The following is a 19,804-nucleotide window of genomic DNA, read 5'->3' as shown; positions in this document are numbered from 1 at the left end:
ATATTCGCTATGGTTATCCCGTTAAAATGACAAGCCTTAATTAATCTCTATTTTTTTTGGTAAGTGCATGACTTTTAATAGGTCGCAGATATGCTAACTTAGCAACATTGTTTAACATTAAGTATAAAACCAAAGCGGTTGATCTTGGATTGAGGAAATAAAATGCATTCATTGGAACAAAAATTTCTAAATGACTTAGATGACAAGCTTTGGAAAGCCGCCGATAAATTACGCAGTAGTCTGGATGCTGCTAACTATAAGCATATTGTTTTAGGGCTGATTTTCTTAAAGTACGTTTCTGATGCCTTTGATGAACGACAGTCTGAGCTCAAGACTTTATTCGCTCATCAAGATGACAACAATATCTACTACATGGCACGTGATCACTATGATAGCGATGAAGAATACCTACAGGCTATTGCTGACGAACTAGAAATACTGGATTACTACCAAGAAAAAAACGTATTTTGGGTGCCCAAAGCAGCACGTTGGTTAAGTATCCGCAATGCAGCAGCTTTACCAATTGGCTCAATCATTTGGCAGGATGAGCAAGGACAGGACGTGAAGTTACGCTCTGTATCTTGGTTGATTGATAATGCTTTTGATGAAATTGAAAAAGCCAATCCAAAACTAAAAGGTATTCTGAATCGTATTGGACAGTATCAGCTGGACAATGACAAGCTACTTGATCTGATCAATACTTTTTCTGACACCAGTTTTACTAATCCAGAATATAACGGTGAGCAACTCAGTCTGCACAGTAAAGACATTCTCGGGCATGTCTATGAATATTTTTTAGGGCAGTTTGCCTTGGCTGAAGGCAAGCAGGGTGGACAGTACTACACGCCTAAAAGCATCGTCACCTTAATCGTTGAAATGTTGCAGCCTTATAAAGGGCGAGTGTATGACCCTGCAATGGGTTCAGGTGGATTCTTTGTATCCAGTGAAAAGTTCATTGAACAACATGCACAGGAAAAGCATTACAAAGCATCAGAGCAGAAAAAGCATATTTCTATTTATGGTCAGGAGAGCAACCCGACCACATGGAAACTGGCCGCCATGAACATGGCGATTCGTGGGATTGATTTTAATTTTGGTAAAAAGAATGCAGACAGCTTTTTAGAGGATCAGCATCCAGACTTACGTGCTGACTTTGTCATGGCCAATCCGCCTTTTAATATCAAGGATTGGTGGCATGCTTCTCTAGAAAGTGATGTGCGTTGGAAGTATGGTACACCGCCACAAGGCAATGCTAACTTTGCTTGGATGCAGCACATGCTGCACCATCTATCACCTACGGGCAGTATGGCATTGTTACTTGCCAATGGTTCGATGAGTTCCAATACCAACAATGAAGGCGAGATTCGTAAAAACTTGATCGAAGCTGATCTGGTGGAATGTATTGTCGCGTTACCGGGACAACTGTTTACCAACACGCAAATTCCAGCTTGTATTTGGTTCTTGACCAAAGATAAAAAGAACGGCTTATCCTTGGATAAAAAGAAAGCCAACCGTGAAGGCAAGACGCTGTTCATCGATGCCCGTAATTTGGGCTACATGAAAGATCGCGTACTGCGTGACTTTACCGATGCAGATATTGCCAAAATCACCAATGCTTTACATGCTTGGCAACAAGGCGAAAATTTTGAAGGCGAAGCCTATCAAGATGAGAAAGGTTTTTGCTTCTCTGCTGAGTTAAAAGATATACAAAAGCACGACTATGTATTGACTCCAGGACGTTATGTGGGTGCAGTCGAGCAGGAAGATGATGGCGAGCCATTCGCTGAGAAAATGCTGCGTTTGACCGCTCAGCTCAAAGAACAATTTGCTGAAAGTGCGGTCTTGGAAAGTGAGATTAAAAAGAATCTAAAAGGCTTGGGTTATGAGTTCTGATCATCCTTTATTGCAAGAAATTCAGAAGGGTGAAAGTCAAACCCTTGAATTTAAAGAGCAGTTACCGAAAGGGCAACAGGTCGCAAAGACCCTGATTGCTTTTGCCAATACCAGTGGTGGTAAATTGGTAGTGGGTGTAAGTGATGATCGCCAACTCGTAGGTATTCAAGATGATATTTTTGAGCTGCAAGATCAGATCACTTCGATGATCAATGAACTGTGTATGCCAAACATTCTGCCGTATATCTATATCGAGAATATCCAAGGCATAGAGTTGCTGGTGATTGAAGTCAGCCGTGGTTCGTTATTGCCTTATTATCTCAAGCCACAAGGCAAGGCACAGGGAACGTATATCCGTTTAGGTGCAAGTAATCGTGTGGCATCGCCTGAGTATATCCAGCAACTTGAATTGCAGCGTCTGAACCAGACTTTTGATGAGCAGCCGAATCCGCAATACAGTTTAGATGATATTGATTTACAGCCGTTGCAGAAAGCCTTTGCTGAGGTGGGTAAAGAGCTGTCTTTGCAGAAAATGCGGAATCTCAAATTGATCATTCAGCAAAATGGACAGGATTACCCAAGTCATGGGTTACTCATTTTGTTGGGGCTTTATGAGCAGGTTGAGATTAAATGTAGCCGCTTTAAAGGCACGACCATGACGGTGTTTTTGGATAAAAAAGAATACCGTGGAGACTTGTTTAGCCAGTTGAAGCAAACAGAGCAATTCATCAAGAATCATCTGCATCTACGTGCTGAAATTTTAGGGTTACAACGTTCAGAAAGCTATGAGATCCCTATTCCTGCTATTCGTGAAGCCTTGGTGAATGCAGTGCTGCACCGTGATTATAGCAATGCAGGGCGTGATATTAAGGTCGGCATTTATGATGACATTCTGAATATCGTATCCCCGGGTGGCTTGCCCAATGGTCTGACTGAAGAAGATTTGGCTCAAGGTCGTTCTGAGATCCGTAATCGTGTCTTGGCGCGGGTATTTAAAGAGTTAGGTTATATCGAGCAGTGGGGCAGTGGTATTGCGCGGATCAAAGATCTTTGTTTGAAGGCAGGCAATGTCGAACCTCAACTGAAAGCCCAAGGAGATTTTGTCGATTGGGAGTTTTACCGTCCTTCGACTGAGCAAGCAGGTGGCTCAATCGGTGGCTCAATCGGTGGCTCAATCCAAGAAGATATGCTGACAGATCGGCACAAAGAGATTTTAGTTTTAATTCAACAGAACCCAAAAGTTTCCTATCGTTCTATGGCAGAGCAGCTTGGTATTAATGAGTCAGCGGTGAAAAAGCATTTGAACAACTTAAAAGATGCAGGTTGGCTTGAGCGTGTCGGTGGAACACGTGGCTATTGGGCAATTCAGAAAGAGTTTTTGGTAGGAAAATAATGTCAAGTAATAAAGTTCGTTTGGGTGACCTAATAGAGGTACTAACCGATTATCATGCCAATGGTGCTTATAAGAAGCTTAAAGAAAATGTAGAACTATTGGATGATGAAGATTATGCCTTGATGGTAAGGACAACAAATTTTGAAAATAATGATTTTAATGATTCTGTAAAATATATTAATGAGCATGCATACAATTTTCTTGAAAAATCGAAGGTTTATCCGAATGACTTAATCATGAATAAAATTGCAAATGCAGGATCAATATATTTAATGCCTGATTTGCAGCGACCAGTGTCATTGGCTATGAACTTATTTTTAATCAGAATTAATGAAAAGTTAGCCAATCCTGTTTATGTTTATTTATATTTAAAAATTAATGAACAGTATGTTAAACAGTTTGCGAATGGATCTGTTACTAAAACTATTACTAAAGAAGCTGTTAGGAATTTAGAAATATTTATTCCTTCACGAGCTGAGCAAGATGCTATTGTCCAACAATATATAGCATTAGATAATAAAATTAAATTAAATTTAAAAATTAACCAAACTTTAGAATCTATTGCCCAAGCCCTCTTTAAAAGTTGGTTTATCGACTTTGACCCTGTCCGTGCCAAAATTGCAGCTAAGCAGGAACGTAAAGACCCTGAGCTTGCTGCTATGTGTATCGTTAGCGGTAAAAGTGAAGCTGAACTTCAGCAAATACCTGAAGAAGATTTTGCTGAGTTACAAGCGACGGCTGCACTGTTTCCTGATGAGTTGGTAGAAAGTGAGTTAGGGGAAGTACCGAGGGGGTGGGAGGTTAAACCTTTAGATAAGATTGCCAATTATTTGAATGGATTAGCTTTACAGAAGTTTCGACCTGAAAATGAATATGATTTTTTACCTATTGTCAAAATTGCACAATTAAAATCAGGTGTAGCTACAATAGAAGAAAAGGCATCACCTAATATTGATCGTAAATTTATAATTGAAAATGGTGATGTTATTTTCTCATGGTCAGGGTCTTTGATGGTTGATATTTGGTGTGGTGGCAAGGCTGCATTAAATCAGCATTTATTTAAAGTTACATCAAATGACTATCATAAATGGCTTTATTATTTTTATACAAAACATCATTTAGCTGAATTTCAGCGCATTGCACAGGCAAAGGCCGTGACAATGGGTCATATTAAGCGAGAACATTTATCACAAGCTTTATGCTGTATTGCTAGTAATGAACTATTGGAAATTAGTAATATCTTTATTGGCGATTTTTTACAAAAACTAATTGAATTACGTCTAGAAAATAATAATCTCAAGCAGCTTCGAGATACCTTATTGCCAAAATTATTGTCGGGTGAGGTAAGTGTGGAAGATATTAAACAGCAACAGGATTGAGCGTAAATGACTGATCAACAGCAAGTACGACAAGGTATATCGCTTTACCGTTTTGAACCCGACGACTGTAAACGATTGATACAATTGCAAGAAAATAAAATTTTTATTTCTAATCCAAATAACTTTAATGATCCTTTGGACTTACGTTTGTCACTGGATGATAGGACATTCAACTCATTTGATGAAGATAACTTTAAAAAATTAGTAAAGTTTATATACGATGAAAAACTAATAGATGATTTTTATATATTGGATGATGATATTAAAAGAAAAATTTCCGATTGGCATCAAGAATTGGATTATTTTTTAGGGTTAAAAGATTTGGCTGACCTCATAAAAAAAAGAATACTGTCTTTTGGCGTACAGTGTTTTTCTTTGGATTTTAATATTCCTTTACAATGGTCACATTACAGTAAGGCTCATAAAGGTTTTTGTATTGAATATAATTTTAGGCCGATAGACCTTGTGAGTAATAAGCAAAATAATTTCGCATATTATCACGTTAGTTATACTAATAAATTGCCCAAAGTTTGTATTTCCGAGGTGTTGCTAACCCCACGTCAGGCAATGGAAAAATTACTAGCAACTAAGACTCTTGAATGGACCTACGAGCAAGAAATTAGAATAGTGCATTTTGAAAAACAGGGGCAATTAATTGATATGCCACAAGGATTGAGCATTAAGAGTTTAACCGCTGGGGAGAATATGTGTGAAGGTCATTTAAATTTGCTAAAAAAAGTAGGTGAAAAGTTAAACGTTCCTGTATATCAAATGAAACGTAATTATCGAGATGAGTTTGAGTCTTTGTGGAGTCGTAAAGAATTATAAAAACTTCAATTACTTATATTTTTCTTAAAAGCGTCTAGTGTTTAATGGGTATTAAAGAATGAACGAAACACAACTTGAAAATCTCTGCCTCGATTGGTTCTCTGAAAATGGCTGGGAAGTCGTTCATGGTATTGATATTGCGCCTGACAGCAGTAATCCCCTACGCAAAGACTACAAACAGATTTTGTTGGAAGCTGACGTTCAGGCCGCCTTTGAACGCTTGAATCCGCATTTACCTGTAAGCTGTTTTGAGCAAGTTTTATTGAAGCTCAGTAAACCTGAGAGTCTGGACTTAGTGACCAATAACCGTGCCTTCCATCGTATGTTGTTGGAGGGTGTACCTGTTACGTATAAGAAACAGGACGATTGGGTACACGACCATGCCTTCTTGGTGGATTTCAACCATGTGCATCAAAACCGATTTGTGGCGATTAATCAATTTACTATTCTAGGTACTAAACAACCTCGACGTCCTGATATCATTTGCTTTATCAACGGTATTCCGTTTGCTGTGTTGGAACTAAAAAGCCCAACCGATGAAAATGCAGATATATGGGATGCCTTTAACCAGTTGCAAACCTATAAAGAAGAAATCTCGGATTTATTTGTTTATAACGAAGCCTTGGTAGTTGGTGATGGCGTAACAGCACGTGTAGGCTCACTCACAGCGAATCAGGAACGCTTTTTGCCGTGGCGTACGATCAAAAATGAAGATGATAAACCTGCTTTAGAGTGGGAGCTAGAAACAGTTGTTCGGGGCTTCTTTGACCGAGAACTGTTTTTAGATTACATCCGATTCTTTGTGTTATTTGAAACAGATGGCGAAAAGACCATTAAGAAAATTGCAGGCTACCATCAGTTTCATGCGGTTAGGGAAGCGGTACAAGCGACCATTGCAGCAGCCAATCCGAATGGGGATAAGAAAGCAGGTGTTGTTTGGCATACCCAAGGCTCGGGTAAAAGTATCTCCATGTGTTGCTATGCAGGCAAGCTTTTACAGCAGCCCGCTATGCACAACCCAACCTTGTTAATCGTGACTGACCGTAATGACTTGGATGGACAACTCTTTGAAACTTTTAGCAATGCTCAAGAATTATTAAAGCAAACGCCAGTACAAGCCAATAACCGCGATGAGCTAAGACAGCTTTTGGCTGAGCGTGAGTCTGGTGGCATTATCTTTACCACGGTACAAAAGTTTGCATTACTGGAAGGTGAGACTGAGCATCCATTATTAAATGGACGCCACAATATTGTGGTGATGTCAGATGAAGCACATCGTAGCCAATATGGTTTGAAAGCAAAACTAGGTAATGATGGCACATACAAGTTCGGCTATGCCAAGCACATGCGCGATGCTTTAAAGAATGCTGCTTTTATTGGCTTTACTGGAACCCCTATTTCGAGTGAGGATAAAGATACCCGAGCTGTCTTTGGCGACTATGTCTCCATCTATGATATTCAGGATGCCGTCGATGATGGTGCAACCGTCCCAATCTACTACGAATCACGCTTGGCAAAGCTAGATATTAATCAGGCTGAAATCGAAGAGTTATCTGATCAAGTCGATGAGGTTGTAGAGGATGAAGAAGATGTTGGTAACCGAGAAAAGACTAAGAGCGAATGGAGTCGACTAGAAAAGCTGGTGGGTGCCACACCACGGCTGAAACAGATTGCTGCGGATTTAGTCGCACACTTTGAAGCCCGTACTGAAGCCACGGCGGGTAAAGGCATGATTGTGACCATGAGCCGCGAAATCTGTGTCCACCTTTACAATGAGATTATTGCCTTACGTCCAGATTGGCATGACCCTGATCCTGAAAAAGGCAAAATCAAAATTGTGATGACAGGTTCAGCTTCAGATAAACCATTGTTACAGCCACACATTTATAACAAGCAAGTCAAAAAACGTCTTGAGAAACGCTTTAAAGATGTGAATGATCCTTTGCAGTTAGTGATCGTGCGCGATATGTGGCTTACAGGTTTTGATGCACCATGCACGCATACCATGTATATCGACAAACCGATGAAGGGGCACAACCTCATGCAGGCCATTGCACGTGTGAACCGTGTCTTTAAAGATAAGCAGGGTGGACTAGTTGTTGACTATATCGGCATTGCTAATGAATTGAAGCAAGCCTTAAAAACCTATACCGATGCCAAAGGTAAAGGGGAACCAACATTACGTGCAGAAGAAGCTTATGCGGTTCTTGCTGAAAAGATGGATGCGATACGGGGAATGTTTGCCAAAACCAATGAACAGGTTGGCATGGATTTAAGTGCTTATGAAACTCAGGCACACCGACTGATTATCCCCGCAGCTAACTATGTGCTGAGCTTGAAGGATGGTAAAAAGCGTTTTCTTGATTTAGTCTTAGCAATCAATAAAGCCTTCTCTTTATGCAGCACCTTGGATGAAGCGAAGAACCTGCACAAAGAAATTGCCTTTTACTCAGCCATTAAAGCGGTCATTAGCAAGCATACCTCTGTAGATCGTAAACTGTCGCAAGCTGAAAAGGACAGTACGCTAAAACAGATTCTGGATAATGCTGTCATTGCTGATGGGGTAACAGATGTCTTTGCAATGTGTGGTTTGGATAAACCGAACATTGGCCTGCTATCAGATGAATTTTTGGAAGATGTGCGACAAATGCCATACCGTAACTTGGCCGTCGAACTGCTGGAAAAGTTACTAAATGATGGCATTAAGGCAAAGACGCGAAACAATGTGGTGCAGGAAAAACGCTTCTCTGACCGTTTGCAGGAAACCTTGAGGAAATACAATAACCGAGCGATTGAAACCTCTCAGGTCATTGAAGAACTCATTCAAATGGCAAAAGAATTTCAGGCAGAGATGCAGCGTGAAGCTTCACTTGGGTTAAATCCAGATGAAATCGCTTTCTATGATGCTTTGGCAAACAATGAAAGTGCGGTCAGAGAGCTTGGAGACGATACGCTGAAACAGATCGCACGAGAGATTACAGAGAAGCTACGGAAATCAACGACGGTCGATTGGCAGGTTCGGGATAGTGTGCGTGCTCAGCTGAAAATATTAGTACGTCGTACTTTGCAGCGTTGGAAGTACCCACCAGATAAAGCAGCTGAGGCGATTGAACTGGTCATGAAGCAGGCTGAGCAGTTGTCGAATGCTTGGACGAGGTAAGCCTTACTAAAGTTGGTAGTTTTAATTTTTTGTTGTAAATACTTATTTTTTTATGAATATTATTTTTTATTTTAAAATTCAGTGTGATCGTGTGATTAGAGGAGCCAATAATGCAATTTGTGGCTAATGGACCTGAAATTCCAGATGAATTATTACAGTCACATGAAGAAGGCAAAGTGGTTTTTTTTTGTGGAGCAGGGATCTCATATCCTGCAGGATTGCCAGGGTTCGGTGGTCTTGTTGATAAAATCTATAAATCAATAGGAGATGTTCCATCAATCATAGAACAGCAAGCTAAAGATAAGGATCAATTCGATGCAGTTTTAGATTTACTGGAAAGAAGATTACCGGGCCAACGCTATGCTCTCCGAACTGCATTAAATAAATCATTAAAACCTAATTTAAGAAAAAAAGGTGCTATTGAAACGCATAAAGCACTTCTAACATTAGCCCATGATCGAAAAGGGGCTTTAAGATTAATAACGACTAACTTTGATACTCTCTTTGAAAATGCTGGGAAAAAAATTGGAATAAAATCATTAAATACATATTCGGCCCCAATGCTTCCTATACCGAAGAATAGTAAGTGGAATGGGCTAGTATATTTGCATGGACAATTACCCAAAAAATTAGATGAAGCATTACTTAATCGATTAGTTATTACTAGTGGTGATTTCGGGCTGGCTTATTTGACAGAAAGATGGGCAGCACGTTTTGTAAGTGAATTGTTTAGAAACTACATTGTTTGTTTTGTAGGTTATAGTATTAATGATCCTGTTTTAAGATACATGATGGATGCTCTAGCTGCGGATAGAATGTTGGGTGAGACTACACCGATAGCATGGGCTTTCGCAGAATCAAATCCTAGTGAAATTGGCTATACTCAAACTGTATGGGAAGCAAAGGGTGTAAACCCTATAATTTATGAAGTACCTACAGGAACTAATGATCATTCAGCATTACATAACACTTTACGTGTTTGGTCTGAAACATACCGAGATGGTATTTCAGGAAAACAAAATATAGTTCTTAATAATGCTCTTGCAAAACCATCTGTCAGTACGCAACAAGATAATTTTGTCGGACGTATGTTATGGGCACTCTCTGATTCATCAGGTCTGCCAGCAAAAACCTTCGCTGAAATTAATCCTGTTCCACCTTTAGATTGGTTATTTGATGCCTTCTTAGATAGCAGATATAAACATAAAGATCTTTCACGTTTTGGAGTAGTTCCACTTAATGAGGAAGATAAAAAATTATCCTTCAGTTTAGTTAATAGGCCTACGCCTTATCAACTATCACCGAGAATGTCTTTACTTAAAAACTATTTAACACTGGGACAGTGGGATAATGTAATGTTTCAGTTAGCTCGTTGGTTATTGAAACATTTAAATGATACCAGATTGATTCTTTGGGTAGCAAAATATGCTGATGGTATTCATGATAGTTTCTCTCAGTTGCTAATTGGCTATTTAGATGATTTAAGCAGAAAACTTATTTCCGCAAATCAAGATGAAATAGACCAAATTTTAACTAATTCACCAATGGGTATTCCTGATCAATTTGCACAAAAATTATGGAGATTGATCATTAATGGAAGAGTGAAATCTCAATTAAGAGGTTTGAATCTTTATCAATGGAAGAGACAGTTCCTTTTAGATGGAATATCAACATCTTTACGCCTGAGTTTAAGAGAGCTCCTAACACCAAGAATATCATTAAAGGAGAAATTTTCATTTGAAAAGGAAGGAATACTAGATGAGCCCAAGGAGAGTCAGTTTGTAATAGATGTTGAAGTTACTCTAACTTCAGAATATGTACACTCAGAATTAGTCGAATTCAATAATTCAAAATGGAAGGAAGTGCTACCATTTTTACTTGAAGATTTTCAATTATTATTAAAGGATACATTAGATTTACTTTGCGAGTTGGGTAAAGCTGATCATACTTACGATATGTCTTATTGGCATTTACCATCAATAGAGCCTCATTGGCAAAATCGACACTTTCAAGATTGGGTTGCATTGATTGAGCTATTAAGAGATGCATGGATTGCTCTAAAAAAAATTGATTTTGCAAGATCTTCTATAGTTGCTCAATCATGGTTCCAGCAGCCATATCCTACATTCAAACGCCTAGCATTCTTTGCGGCATCTAAAGACTCTGTTAATCCACAGGTTTGGGTAGATTGGTTACTATTAGAAAACTCCTGGTGGTTGTGGTCTACTAATACTGGGAGAGAAGTTTATAGACTTTTAGTTTTACAAGGTAATAAGCTGGATGGAGAATTACAAGAATCTTTAGAAGAGGCTATTTTGAGAGGCCCACCTCGTAAAATGTTTAGAGAGGATATAGAAGAGGATAATTGGAATAATTTGGTAGCACATTCGATATGGCTCCATCTTTCTAAGTTAGAGTCATCTGGTCTCAAATTAGGTGAGAATGCGAAAGAAAAATTATTAGCAATAGGTGAACAATTTCCTGAATGGCGTGTTAGAAGAAATCAAAGAGATGAATTCTCTCATTGGATGAGCGGGACTGGAGATCCTGACTTCGATGATGAACAAGTTGTAGATATCGCTCCAACTAGAAGAAATAAAATTGTAGATTGGTTGATAAACTTTGACTCAAAAGAGTCACTTCATCATCAGGATAATTGGAATGAAGTATGTCGAAAACACCCAATGCAAGTACTATTCGCCTTAAAAGACTTGGCAAGTAACAACGTTTGGCCGAGCGATCGTTGGAGGACCGCTCTTCAAGTTTGGAGTGAGCGCCGATTAGTTAAGAGAACTTGGATGTATGGTGCCAGTTTTATACAAGCTATGCCCAGTACAGTAATAATTTCCATAATACATAGTTTGAGCCGTTGGATAGAGGCAGCATCTGAATTAACTGATTTGCATCGTGACATTTTCCTTAAGATATGCAATCAAATTTTAGAGCTAACTTTAGAAAATGAAGGTCCCTCAAATGATGATCAGCCAGTTTTCTCTGCGATTAATCACCCAGTCGGTCATGCTACATATACTTTGATAAATCTATGGTTTATAAAAAAACCTAATGATCATGATTTGCTTCCAGCGGATATAAAACCATTTTTTACTAAATTATGTGATGTAGAAAAAAGTATTTATAAGCACGGTCGAGTGTTGCTCGCATCACGATTAATTTCACTTTATAGGGTAGATAAGAAATGGACTGAAACGTATTTGTTGCCGTTGTTCGATTGGCAGAACCATGAGGCTAAAGGAGTATGGGAAGGCTTCTTATGGTCACCACGCTTATATGTACCTTTGATGGTGGATCTCAAGCAAGCATTTTTGAAAACTGTAAATCACTATAACCAGCTTGGTGAGCATAAACAACAGTATGCACGATTTCTAACATATGCGGCTCTTAACAATTTAGATGGATATACTAGTGAAGACTTTAGAGAAGTATTTACTAAATTACCGCAGGAAGCACTCAATGAGGCTGCAAGGGCATTATCGGATGCTATAAAAGGAAATGCAGAACAAAGTGAAGCATATTGGAAAAATAGAATTGCAGTCTTTTGGCAAGAAATATGGCCTAAAAATATAAGTTTAGCAACGGTAAATATTAGTGAGTCTGTCGCTAATATTATAATTTCATCTGGAGATGAGTTCCCAATTGCTCTTGAGAGTATGAGAGGTTGGTTGAAGCCTATTCAGTATCCTTTTCATTTATTAGAGGAAATGGTCAAGAATAAGCTATGTGAAAAATTTCCTATAGAGTCTTTAGATCTTCTATATTTAATCATTAAGAAAAATGATAACTATAGCGATAGATTGAAAGTTTGCTTGGAAGAAATTAGTAAATCTAACTTTGAATTAAAGGGAAATTATAAGTATTTAGAATTACTAAACCTTTAGAGCTTATTTGATAAAAGCGGCTATATATTTATCTTTAAATTTCACCATTATTTCCCATTCAAATAATGGTGGTTGAATATTTTTTGAACTTTTATTTTAAGAACTGCTAATTTTACACCTTTTTTACACCATAAATTATTTCTTGTAATTTATATTTATGATTTTTTTAGGTTATTTCATTTGATTTGTCCAATCCATCATCGGGGCAACCGAAATGCGAGGTTGTAAAGTTTGGATGGCACGTGTCATAACCCACCTGAATTGAAAAATAAAAGCACAAGACCGCGCATTATACGGGGTTTAAGTGAAAATCGACAATGTCCCCACTCCACATCCATTGGCATCAACTTTGCTTTGTTCGCTATGAACACAGCAGCGCAACGGTAGGTGCTAAAGCTGAACTGCTCAGTATTTGTATGCGTAGCCGTTTTTTAGTATGTTGAAAAGATAACGATAACGCAGCATAAGAGTGAGAATTAAATTTTGTTATTAGAAGAAATTTATCGAACTAAGAAAAATGAATTTTCAACGGCATTTAATTTACGCATGCAGCGCAGTTTAAGTTGGTGGAAAAAAGCCATTGAGTTTCATGATGATGTCGATATGCAATTTATGACAGCATGGGTGGCGTTGAGTGCTTTGTATGCGCAAGGTCAGACGGCAGAGCATACACAACAGACTTTGCAGCAATTTGTGCAGCGCATGTATCAAAAAGATGTCGATCAGCGCATGGCGAGAATCATTTGGGAAAAATATCCACAAAGTTTAGAGGTATTGCTGACCAATCCTTATTTGTATCAAAGTTTTTGGGATTGGCGTAATCAAAAAATGACTGAAGCTGAATGGCGTGCAGATTATGAGGCAGAAAAACAGCAGATTATGCAGGCATTGCACATTCATGATTCGGTCACAATTTTGGCATGTTTGTTTAAGCGCTTATTGACGTTACAGCAGCAACTTTTACAAGGTGGTGCAACTTATAACAGTGCAATCAACCGCAAACAACTCAGCCATGCCAATACTTTATTGTGTGCGTTGATGCCGTGTTTTATCCAAATTTTATTGGAAAATTTAGAAAATGTGGAGTTGAGTCAGCCATTTTACCCTGTGATGCAAATGTCTTAAGCGACTTGCTTGATTATAATAGCAGCGTTTAAGGCATGGCGGTGTGTTGACGTTGATGTTGCCAGTCGAGCAGGGCAAAGCTCATTGCGGCGGCAACAAAACACAAACCAACTAGGCAACTCCATAACCATCCACCGTGTTGCCATGCATAGATTCCCAAGGCAGAACCACAAGCACCGCCAGTAAAATAACTGGTCATATAAATTGAGTTAATCCGCGATTTGGCATCGGGGCGTAAGCGAAAAATTACGTTTTGGTTGCTGCTGTGTACGGTGGCAAGCCCAAGGTTAATTAAGCCAAAACCAAGAATATAGCTCCATAAGCTAAATTGTCCGTTGTATAGAAAGACCCAACTGATTGCCAATAGCGCCAAACCACCCCACGTCAGCGCTGTAACATAGCCACGATCTGCAATTTTCCCCACGTGTTTGGTCGAAAGAGCACCGAATACACCCACCATTGCCACAATGCCCACCATAAAGTCAGCTAAGCCAAAACTGGATTTGAGTAATACTGCAATGGTGGAAAACAACACGCTCATCGCTGCAAAAGCAAACGCACCGAGCAAGGCACGATAGACCAAACGACGTTCTTCTAAAATGAGTTTGCCCATAGACTGAAACACGGCCAAATAGCTGAGTTTGCTGGTTGAGATAAAGGGTAAGCGTGCTTTGAGTACCGCGGCAATGCAAAGCATCAGCACACCGCTAATCAGGTAAATCACTTTCCAATGGAATAAGTTGGACAGCAAACCTGCCAAACTGGTCGAAAGTAAAATACCGACCAATAAACCACTCATCAATAAACCGACCACTTCACCCATTTTTTCAGGTTTTACGGTCATGGTGGCAAAGGGAATTAAGACTTGTGCTGCAACTGAAAACAGCCCTGTGATAATCGTGCCAATCCATAGCATGCTTAAATTGCTGGAAAAGGCACATAAAAATAAGCCAATCGAGGCCAAAAACATCAATAAGGGAATGAATTTGGTTTTATTGACAATATCGCCCATGGGCACAATGAATAATAAACCCAGAGCATAAGACACTTGTGCAAAAGTCACTGTCAATGCCACTTGGGATTGCGGAATTTGGAAAGATTGATGAATCGAGTAAATCAGCGGTTGGCAATAATAATTCGCCCCCGCGCATAGACCACAGGCAATCGCCATCAACCAGAGCAGGGTTTTATCTTGGCCGATGTCTGGTGCAGTGTTCATAATTATCCTAAGATCAATGGCAAAAACGGAATTGCAGTAGCTCAAAGATTGAATCCAATATTCAACTTCATTAGTGGCAGGATGTCGTCTTTAACTTAATGAGAGAACTTGTTTTTGGACAAGGTAATCATCATCACGCCTACAATATTGAGCATGCAGCCGAACCATTGTATGCCATTTAGGTGTTCACCTAAAAATGCTGTGGCCAATAAAATTGTCAAGATGGGGCCAATTGAAGCAATCATGGCGGATTGTGCCGCACCTAAACGGGCGATACTGTGTGCCATGAGTAAGGTGGGCAAGACTGTGACAAATATCCCTAAAGCTATGCCATAGCCTAACACTTCTACAGGCAGTTGTTGTACCAGTCCCAGTGGATTCGGTGTGACCAAACTGTAATGCGTAAGCGTGCCGATGCAGGCAATACTTAAAGCCAGACCTGTAAAATTCCATGAACCAAAATGCTGAATCAGGCTTTTGGTCAGCAATAAATAGCCTGCAAAACACACTGCACTGGCGAACACCAAACTACTGCCTAACCAAAAATACGTGTCATGCGGAGTATTGCTCTGTTCCTGTAACATCACAATCACTGTTCCGCCATAACTCAGGGCAATTGCAAACAGACTCAACCAGCTAAGTTTCTGCCGATACATCACACTCGAAGCCAAGACGGTGAGTGTTGGGTATAAAAACAGAATAATGCGTTCTAATGAGGCACTAATGAACATCAGCCCTAAAAAATCCAACCAACTGGAAAAATAATAGCCCATCAAACCTGCAAAGATCAGCAGCAGCCAATTGCGTGTAGAGATGTTGCGGCTGTGGTGGCGATTGAGCCAACAAATCAGTAGGAAGAAAGGCAGGGCACTTGCCATGCGCAAAGCCATGAGTACGGTTGCATCGACCAACGGTGAAAGTGCATAAGCTTGTTTAATAAAAATGGCTTTGGTACTAAACAAAAAGGCTGCAAATAAGGCAAAGATGGAGCCCCATTGTGTGGCGTTAAGTCTGATCATGAAAAATGCTGTCGAGCAAGGTGGATGCAAGAAAAGTGACACATGCCGCGCACACAAATACAAGTTGTATGATGGATAAAGACAGATGCGACTGCATGAATAAAGCTGTGTGCTGTATTTGAGTAAGCATAGCCGATTTTATGCAGATGGTCTGCTTGAGATGGCATAAATTTTGTGAAAAGTAGAGTAAATGAGCTTTGCACGATAATGGTGCAAATTAGCTAAAAATATTGCAAAACAGAGAAAATCCATCATCAGACTAAATGACGCACAAAAAAAATGAAAAAAATAGCAGCACTTAACTTAGACCTGAGTTGAATAAATTCAAGCTTCTTTTAAAAGTTTTACTGTTTCAAATATTCGGTTTTACTCATAAGGCAAAGGTAGGTTTTTCTAAGGTTTTCAGATGCGCAAAACACTTCTAAATTGAACCATGTTGTGCGGTGTAAAAATTGTCAAAAAAGTCAATTTGGTGTTTAAGTTTTTGCTTTTAGCGCTTAAATGTATAGATATGCAATCTTTTAGCGCTAAGTCGGATTTTCCCAATTAAGTGAAATGCGTGTCAGAATGATCAATGCTTAATTCATTTAAATGTGGTCAACTGCAAGCTCAAAGCATCGCTTTTTTTCTTTTAGACACGTCAAATCGAAGTTTTGCTGAATAATTAGACTTATATTCAAGAAGCAAAACTTATCAATTATATCTCGCAACAATATTTTTATGAATCATCAGTTCAAAATATGGGTATTTATTAAATAAATATTGGGTGGTAATTTAAAAATGTTGCATTAGAATCCAAAAATTCAACAAAACTTATCCTGAGGGGAAAGCATCGTTATCCACGATGTTGACTTAAGAAAAACTAGCTTGAGGAACGCTCATGCAGATCGGAATTCCAACCGAAACTGTTGTCGGTGAAAATCGTGTCGCTGCGACGCCAGAAACAGTAAAGAAGTTGATTAGCGCGGGTCATAGCGTAGTCATTGAACGTGGTGCAGGCGTAAAAGCCGCTTATATCGACAGCGCTTATGAACAAGTAGGCGCGACCATGACAGATGATGCTTATCGCGGTAGCCAAATGATTTTGAAAGTTCGTGCCCCAAAGGGTGAAGAAATTCAAAAACTTGCACCGAACAGCACTGTGGTGGCGATGTTTGATCCTTACCGCAATACTGAATTAGACCAATTTGCTGCGGCTCAGGTGTCTGCATTTGCTTTAGAGCTTTTGCCACGTACCTTGTCGCGTGCGCAAAATATGGACGTGTTGTCATCACAAGCCAACTTGGCAGGTTATAAATCTGTGTTGTTGGCTGCAGCAGAATATCAACGCATGTTCCCAATGTTAATGACGGCAGCGGGTACTGTAAAACCTGCGCGTGTTGTGATCATGGGTGTGGGTGTTGCTGGTTTGCAAGCCATTGCAACAGCGAAGCGTTTAGGTGCTGTAGTCGAAGCAACTGACTTGCGTCCAACGGCAAAAGATCAGGTGGAATCTTTGGGTGGTAAGTGGTTAGACGTACCAATGTCTGAAGAAGAACAACAAAAAGCTGCCGATGCTGCCAAAAATGGTTATGGCTGGATGCCTGGTGAACAATACATTAAAGACCAAGCAGTGATTGTCGATAAAGCCGTTTCTAATGCGGATATCGTGATTACCACTGCGTTATTGCCGGGTCGTGATGCACCGCGTTTAATCAAAGCGGAAACTGTGGCAAAAATGAAGCCGGGTTCTGTGATTTTAGATATGGCAGTCGAAACGGGCGGTAACGTCGAAGGTTCACAATGCGGTGAAACTGTAGTGACTGCCAATGGTGTGAAAATTTTGGGTATTCCAAACATTCCATCGACTGTATCGACAGAAGCATCTGCACTATATGCGCGTAATGTGTTGAATTTTGTTGAAACATTATTTGATAACGACAAGAACTTCGCATTGAATCCTGAAGAAGAAATTCAGAAAGCGTTGCTGGTCACTCATAACGGTCAAGTGCTGTTAAAGCGTGGTTAAGGAGAATTCTCATGGTTGAAACAATTACGATTTTTGTCCTTGCCATCTTCGTAGGTTACTACGTGGTGTGGGGGGTAACACCTGCGTTACATACGCCATTAATGGCAGTAACCAATGCACTTTCTTCAATCATTATTGTAGGTGCGATGATTCAAACTGTTGGTCTACCAATCATGGGTGTAGAAGGCAGTGTCGATTTCCAAACCATTAATGTGGTGAGTGTACTGGGTGCGATTGCTGTGTTCTTGGCAAGCATCAATATTTTCGGTGGTTTTGCAGTGACTGCACGTATGCTGGAAATGTTCAAACCAAAAGCAAAGAAAAAAGAGGGCTAATGCATGGAATTTATTCGTGAATATGCAGACTGGTTCTATTTAATCGGGGCTGTGCTCTTTATCTTAACTTTACGTGGTTTGTCTGGGCCTAAAACTGCGATTGCGGGCAACCGTTACGGCATGATCGCAATGGCGATTGCAGTCTTGACTACATTCTTTGTGGCAGACAATCCAGTTGTGTGGATGATTCTGGCAGCTATGGCAGCAGGTGCGGTGGTGGGTATTGCCCGCGCACGTACGGTGCCAATGACTCAAATGCCTGAAACTGTAGCGTTAATGCACTCTTTAGTCGGTTTGGCTGCAGTTTTAATTGCGATTGCTGCGATTATTCATAACAACAAGTTAATCGAACTTGGTCCAGACTTGTTGGCTGCAAATGGCATTACTTTCCATGAAATGAGCAAAGTTCATTTATTTGAATTGTTTGTGGGCTGTTTCGTGGGGGCGATTACCTTTACTGCATCTGTTTTTGCATACGGTAAATTGGCGGCGAAGAAATGGGCAAAAACTATTTCGGGTGCATGGGTAAAACCTGTTCAGGCGTTAATTTTCCTTGCCATGCTTGGTTTTGGGATTCACTTCTTCCTGAGCGGCAACATGACTTCATTCTGGGCAATGACAGGTTTAGCATTGGCATTCGGGTGGGTATGGATTGCACCAGTGGGTGGTGGTGACATGCCAGTTGTGGTGTCATTGTTGAACTCGTTCTCAGGTTGGGCGGCAGCAGGTATTGGTTTCACACTTGAAAACAACATGCTGATTGTTGCAGGCTCATTGGTCGGTTCTTCAGGTGCGATTCTCTCTTACATCATGTGTAAAGCCATGAACCGTTCAATCATCAACGTATTGTTTGGTGGTGCGATGGGCGGTGCAGCAGCACCAACGGCAGCAGCGGGTGCGCAAGTGCAACGTAACTACCGTTCAGGTTCTGCTGATGATGCTGGCTTCTTGATGTCAAATGCAGACAGCGTAGTAATTGTACCGGGCTATGGTATGGCGCAAGGTCGTGCACAGAATGCGGTCAAAGAATTGGCCAACTTGTTAAAAGAGCAAGGTGTAACTGTTCGTTTTGCGATTCACCCAGTGGCAGGTCGTATGCCGGGTCACATGAACGTATTACTTGCAGAAGCAGACGTACCGTATGAAGACATCTTAGAAATGGACGAAATCAACTCAGATTTCCCTGCAACAGATGTGGTGTTGGTGATTGGTGCAAATGACGTAGTTAACCCTGCGGCAAAAGACGATCCAAACTCGCCAATTTACGGCATGCCAATTCTTGAAGCGCATAAAGCACGTACCATTATGGTCATCAAGCGCTCAATGGCAACAGGTTATGCGGGTCTAGACAACGACTTGTTCTATAACGACAAGACCATGATGATCTTTGGTGATGCCAAGAAAGTTGTGGAAGATATGACTAAATCAATCAACGGTACAGGTCACTAAGACACTGTTTCCAGATATGAAACCGCCTTCGGGCGGTTTTTTTTATGGCTGATGTAAAGTGGTTAATTGAGATCAGGCAGATTGAGTTCGGGCGAGTTTT

Annotated in this window: 12 protein-coding genes; 10 read left to right on the top strand and 2 right to left on the bottom strand. The window is 40.1% G+C overall.

Annotation, left to right across the window (positions count from 1 at the left end):
• Positions 1-162 precede the first annotated feature (162 nt).
• The 7 genes from VF675_RS05305 to VF675_RS05275 all read left to right on the top strand — a co-directional run bounded on the left by VF675_RS05305 (position 163) and on the right by VF675_RS05275 (position 13,674).
• On the top strand, positions 163-1,893 hold the full coding sequence (locus VF675_RS05305; protein WP_440204888.1) for a type I restriction-modification system subunit M: 1,731 nt from the start codon (positions 163-165) through the stop codon (positions 1,891-1,893).
• The gene (locus VF675_RS05300; protein ID WP_440204887.1) at positions 1,883-3,286 is read left to right on the top strand and encodes an RNA-binding domain-containing protein; all 1,404 of its coding nucleotides are present in this window, start codon (positions 1,883-1,885) and stop codon (positions 3,284-3,286) included. The genes VF675_RS05305 and VF675_RS05300 overlap by 11 nt, the downstream gene beginning before the upstream one ends.
• A complete protein-coding gene (locus VF675_RS05295) occupies positions 3,286-4,665 on the top strand; it encodes a restriction endonuclease subunit S (RefSeq protein WP_440204886.1) in 1,380 nt (459 codons plus the stop codon). Before VF675_RS05300 ends, VF675_RS05295 begins: the two co-directional genes overlap by 1 nt.
• A gap of 6 nt (positions 4,666-4,671) precedes the next feature.
• Positions 4,672-5,493 (top strand): DUF2971 domain-containing protein, encoded by an 822-nt coding sequence (locus VF675_RS05290; RefSeq protein WP_440204885.1) that lies wholly within the window; start codon positions 4,672-4,674, stop codon positions 5,491-5,493.
• 58 nt (positions 5,494-5,551) lie between these two features.
• On the top strand, positions 5,552-8,653 hold the full coding sequence (locus VF675_RS05285; protein ID WP_440204884.1) for a type I restriction endonuclease subunit R: 3,102 nt from the start codon (positions 5,552-5,554) through the stop codon (positions 8,651-8,653).
• 110 nt (positions 8,654-8,763) lie between these two features.
• On the top strand, positions 8,764-12,549 hold the full coding sequence (gene dsr1, locus VF675_RS05280; protein ID WP_440204883.1) for an anti-phage defense-associated sirtuin Dsr1: 3,786 nt from the start codon (positions 8,764-8,766) through the stop codon (positions 12,547-12,549).
• Positions 12,550-13,032: 483 nt separating this feature from the next.
• On the top strand, positions 13,033-13,674 hold the full coding sequence (locus VF675_RS05275; protein WP_440204882.1) for a hypothetical protein: 642 nt from the start codon (positions 13,033-13,035) through the stop codon (positions 13,672-13,674).
• Between the two features lie 28 nt (positions 13,675-13,702).
• On the opposite strand, the gene VF675_RS05270 is transcribed toward VF675_RS05275, so the two are convergent.
• Together VF675_RS05270 and VF675_RS05265 are read right to left on the bottom strand one after the other, a co-directional pair.
• Positions 13,703-14,893, bottom strand: a complete 1,191-nt coding sequence (locus VF675_RS05270; protein ID WP_286417262.1) for an MFS transporter — start codon at positions 14,891-14,893, stop codon at positions 13,703-13,705.
• A 95-nt stretch (positions 14,894-14,988) separates the two neighbouring features.
• Positions 14,989-15,912 carry a DMT family transporter gene (locus tag VF675_RS05265; RefSeq protein ID WP_104852536.1) on the bottom strand — a complete coding sequence of 308 codons (924 nt, stop codon included), beginning with the start codon at positions 15,910-15,912 and terminating at the stop codon, positions 14,989-14,991.
• Positions 15,913-16,792: 880 nt separating this feature from the next.
• Between VF675_RS05265 and VF675_RS05260 the strand changes: the two genes are divergently transcribed.
• Genes VF675_RS05260 through VF675_RS05250 form a run of 3 tightly spaced genes read left to right on the top strand, consistent with a single transcriptional unit; the run spans position 16,793 to position 19,704 of the window.
• The gene (locus VF675_RS05260) at positions 16,793-17,920 is read left to right on the top strand and encodes a Re/Si-specific NAD(P)(+) transhydrogenase subunit alpha (RefSeq protein WP_004974923.1); all 1,128 of its coding nucleotides are present in this window, start codon (positions 16,793-16,795) and stop codon (positions 17,918-17,920) included.
• Between the two features lie 11 nt (positions 17,921-17,931).
• Positions 17,932-18,255, top strand: coding sequence for a proton-translocating transhydrogenase family protein (locus tag VF675_RS05255; RefSeq protein ID WP_004974924.1), 324 nt, complete (start codon positions 17,932-17,934; stop codon positions 18,253-18,255).
• Positions 18,256-18,258: 3 nt separating this feature from the next.
• The gene (locus VF675_RS05250) at positions 18,259-19,704 is read left to right on the top strand and encodes an NAD(P)(+) transhydrogenase (Re/Si-specific) subunit beta (RefSeq protein ID WP_004974925.1); all 1,446 of its coding nucleotides are present in this window, start codon (positions 18,259-18,261) and stop codon (positions 19,702-19,704) included.
• The last annotated feature ends 100 nt before the right edge of the window (positions 19,705-19,804 follow it).

The sequence above is a fragment of the Acinetobacter sp. Lyrl_1 genome (assembly GCF_051948795.1).
Classification (GTDB): Bacteria; Pseudomonadota; Gammaproteobacteria; order Pseudomonadales; family Moraxellaceae; genus Acinetobacter; species Acinetobacter towneri.
Note: the sequence above shows the minus strand (reverse complement) of the source record. Positions and strands in the feature narration are given on the sequence as shown.

Coding starts and splice junctions, on each gene's coding strand:
- VF675_RS05305 (WP_440204888.1), top strand. CDS start 163: ATGCATTCATTGGAACAAAAATTTCTAAATGACTTAGATGACAAGCTT.
- VF675_RS05300 (WP_440204887.1), top strand. CDS start 1,883: ATGAGTTCTGATCATCCTTTATTGCAAGAAATTCAGAAGGGTGAAAGT.
- VF675_RS05295 (WP_440204886.1), top strand. CDS start 3,286: ATGTCAAGTAATAAAGTTCGTTTGGGTGACCTAATAGAGGTACTAACC.
- VF675_RS05290 (WP_440204885.1), top strand. CDS start 4,672: ATGACTGATCAACAGCAAGTACGACAAGGTATATCGCTTTACCGTTTT.
- VF675_RS05285 (WP_440204884.1), top strand. CDS start 5,552: ATGAACGAAACACAACTTGAAAATCTCTGCCTCGATTGGTTCTCTGAA.
- dsr1 (WP_440204883.1), top strand. CDS start 8,764: ATGCAATTTGTGGCTAATGGACCTGAAATTCCAGATGAATTATTACAG.
- VF675_RS05270 (WP_286417262.1), bottom strand. CDS start 14,893: ATGAACACTGCACCAGACATCGGCCAAGATAAAACCCTGCTCTGGTTG.
- VF675_RS05265 (WP_104852536.1), bottom strand. CDS start 15,912: ATGATCAGACTTAACGCCACACAATGGGGCTCCATCTTTGCCTTATTT.
- VF675_RS05260 (WP_004974923.1), top strand. CDS start 16,793: ATGCAGATCGGAATTCCAACCGAAACTGTTGTCGGTGAAAATCGTGTC.
- VF675_RS05255 (WP_004974924.1), top strand. CDS start 17,932: ATGGTTGAAACAATTACGATTTTTGTCCTTGCCATCTTCGTAGGTTAC.
- VF675_RS05250 (WP_004974925.1), top strand. CDS start 18,259: ATGGAATTTATTCGTGAATATGCAGACTGGTTCTATTTAATCGGGGCT.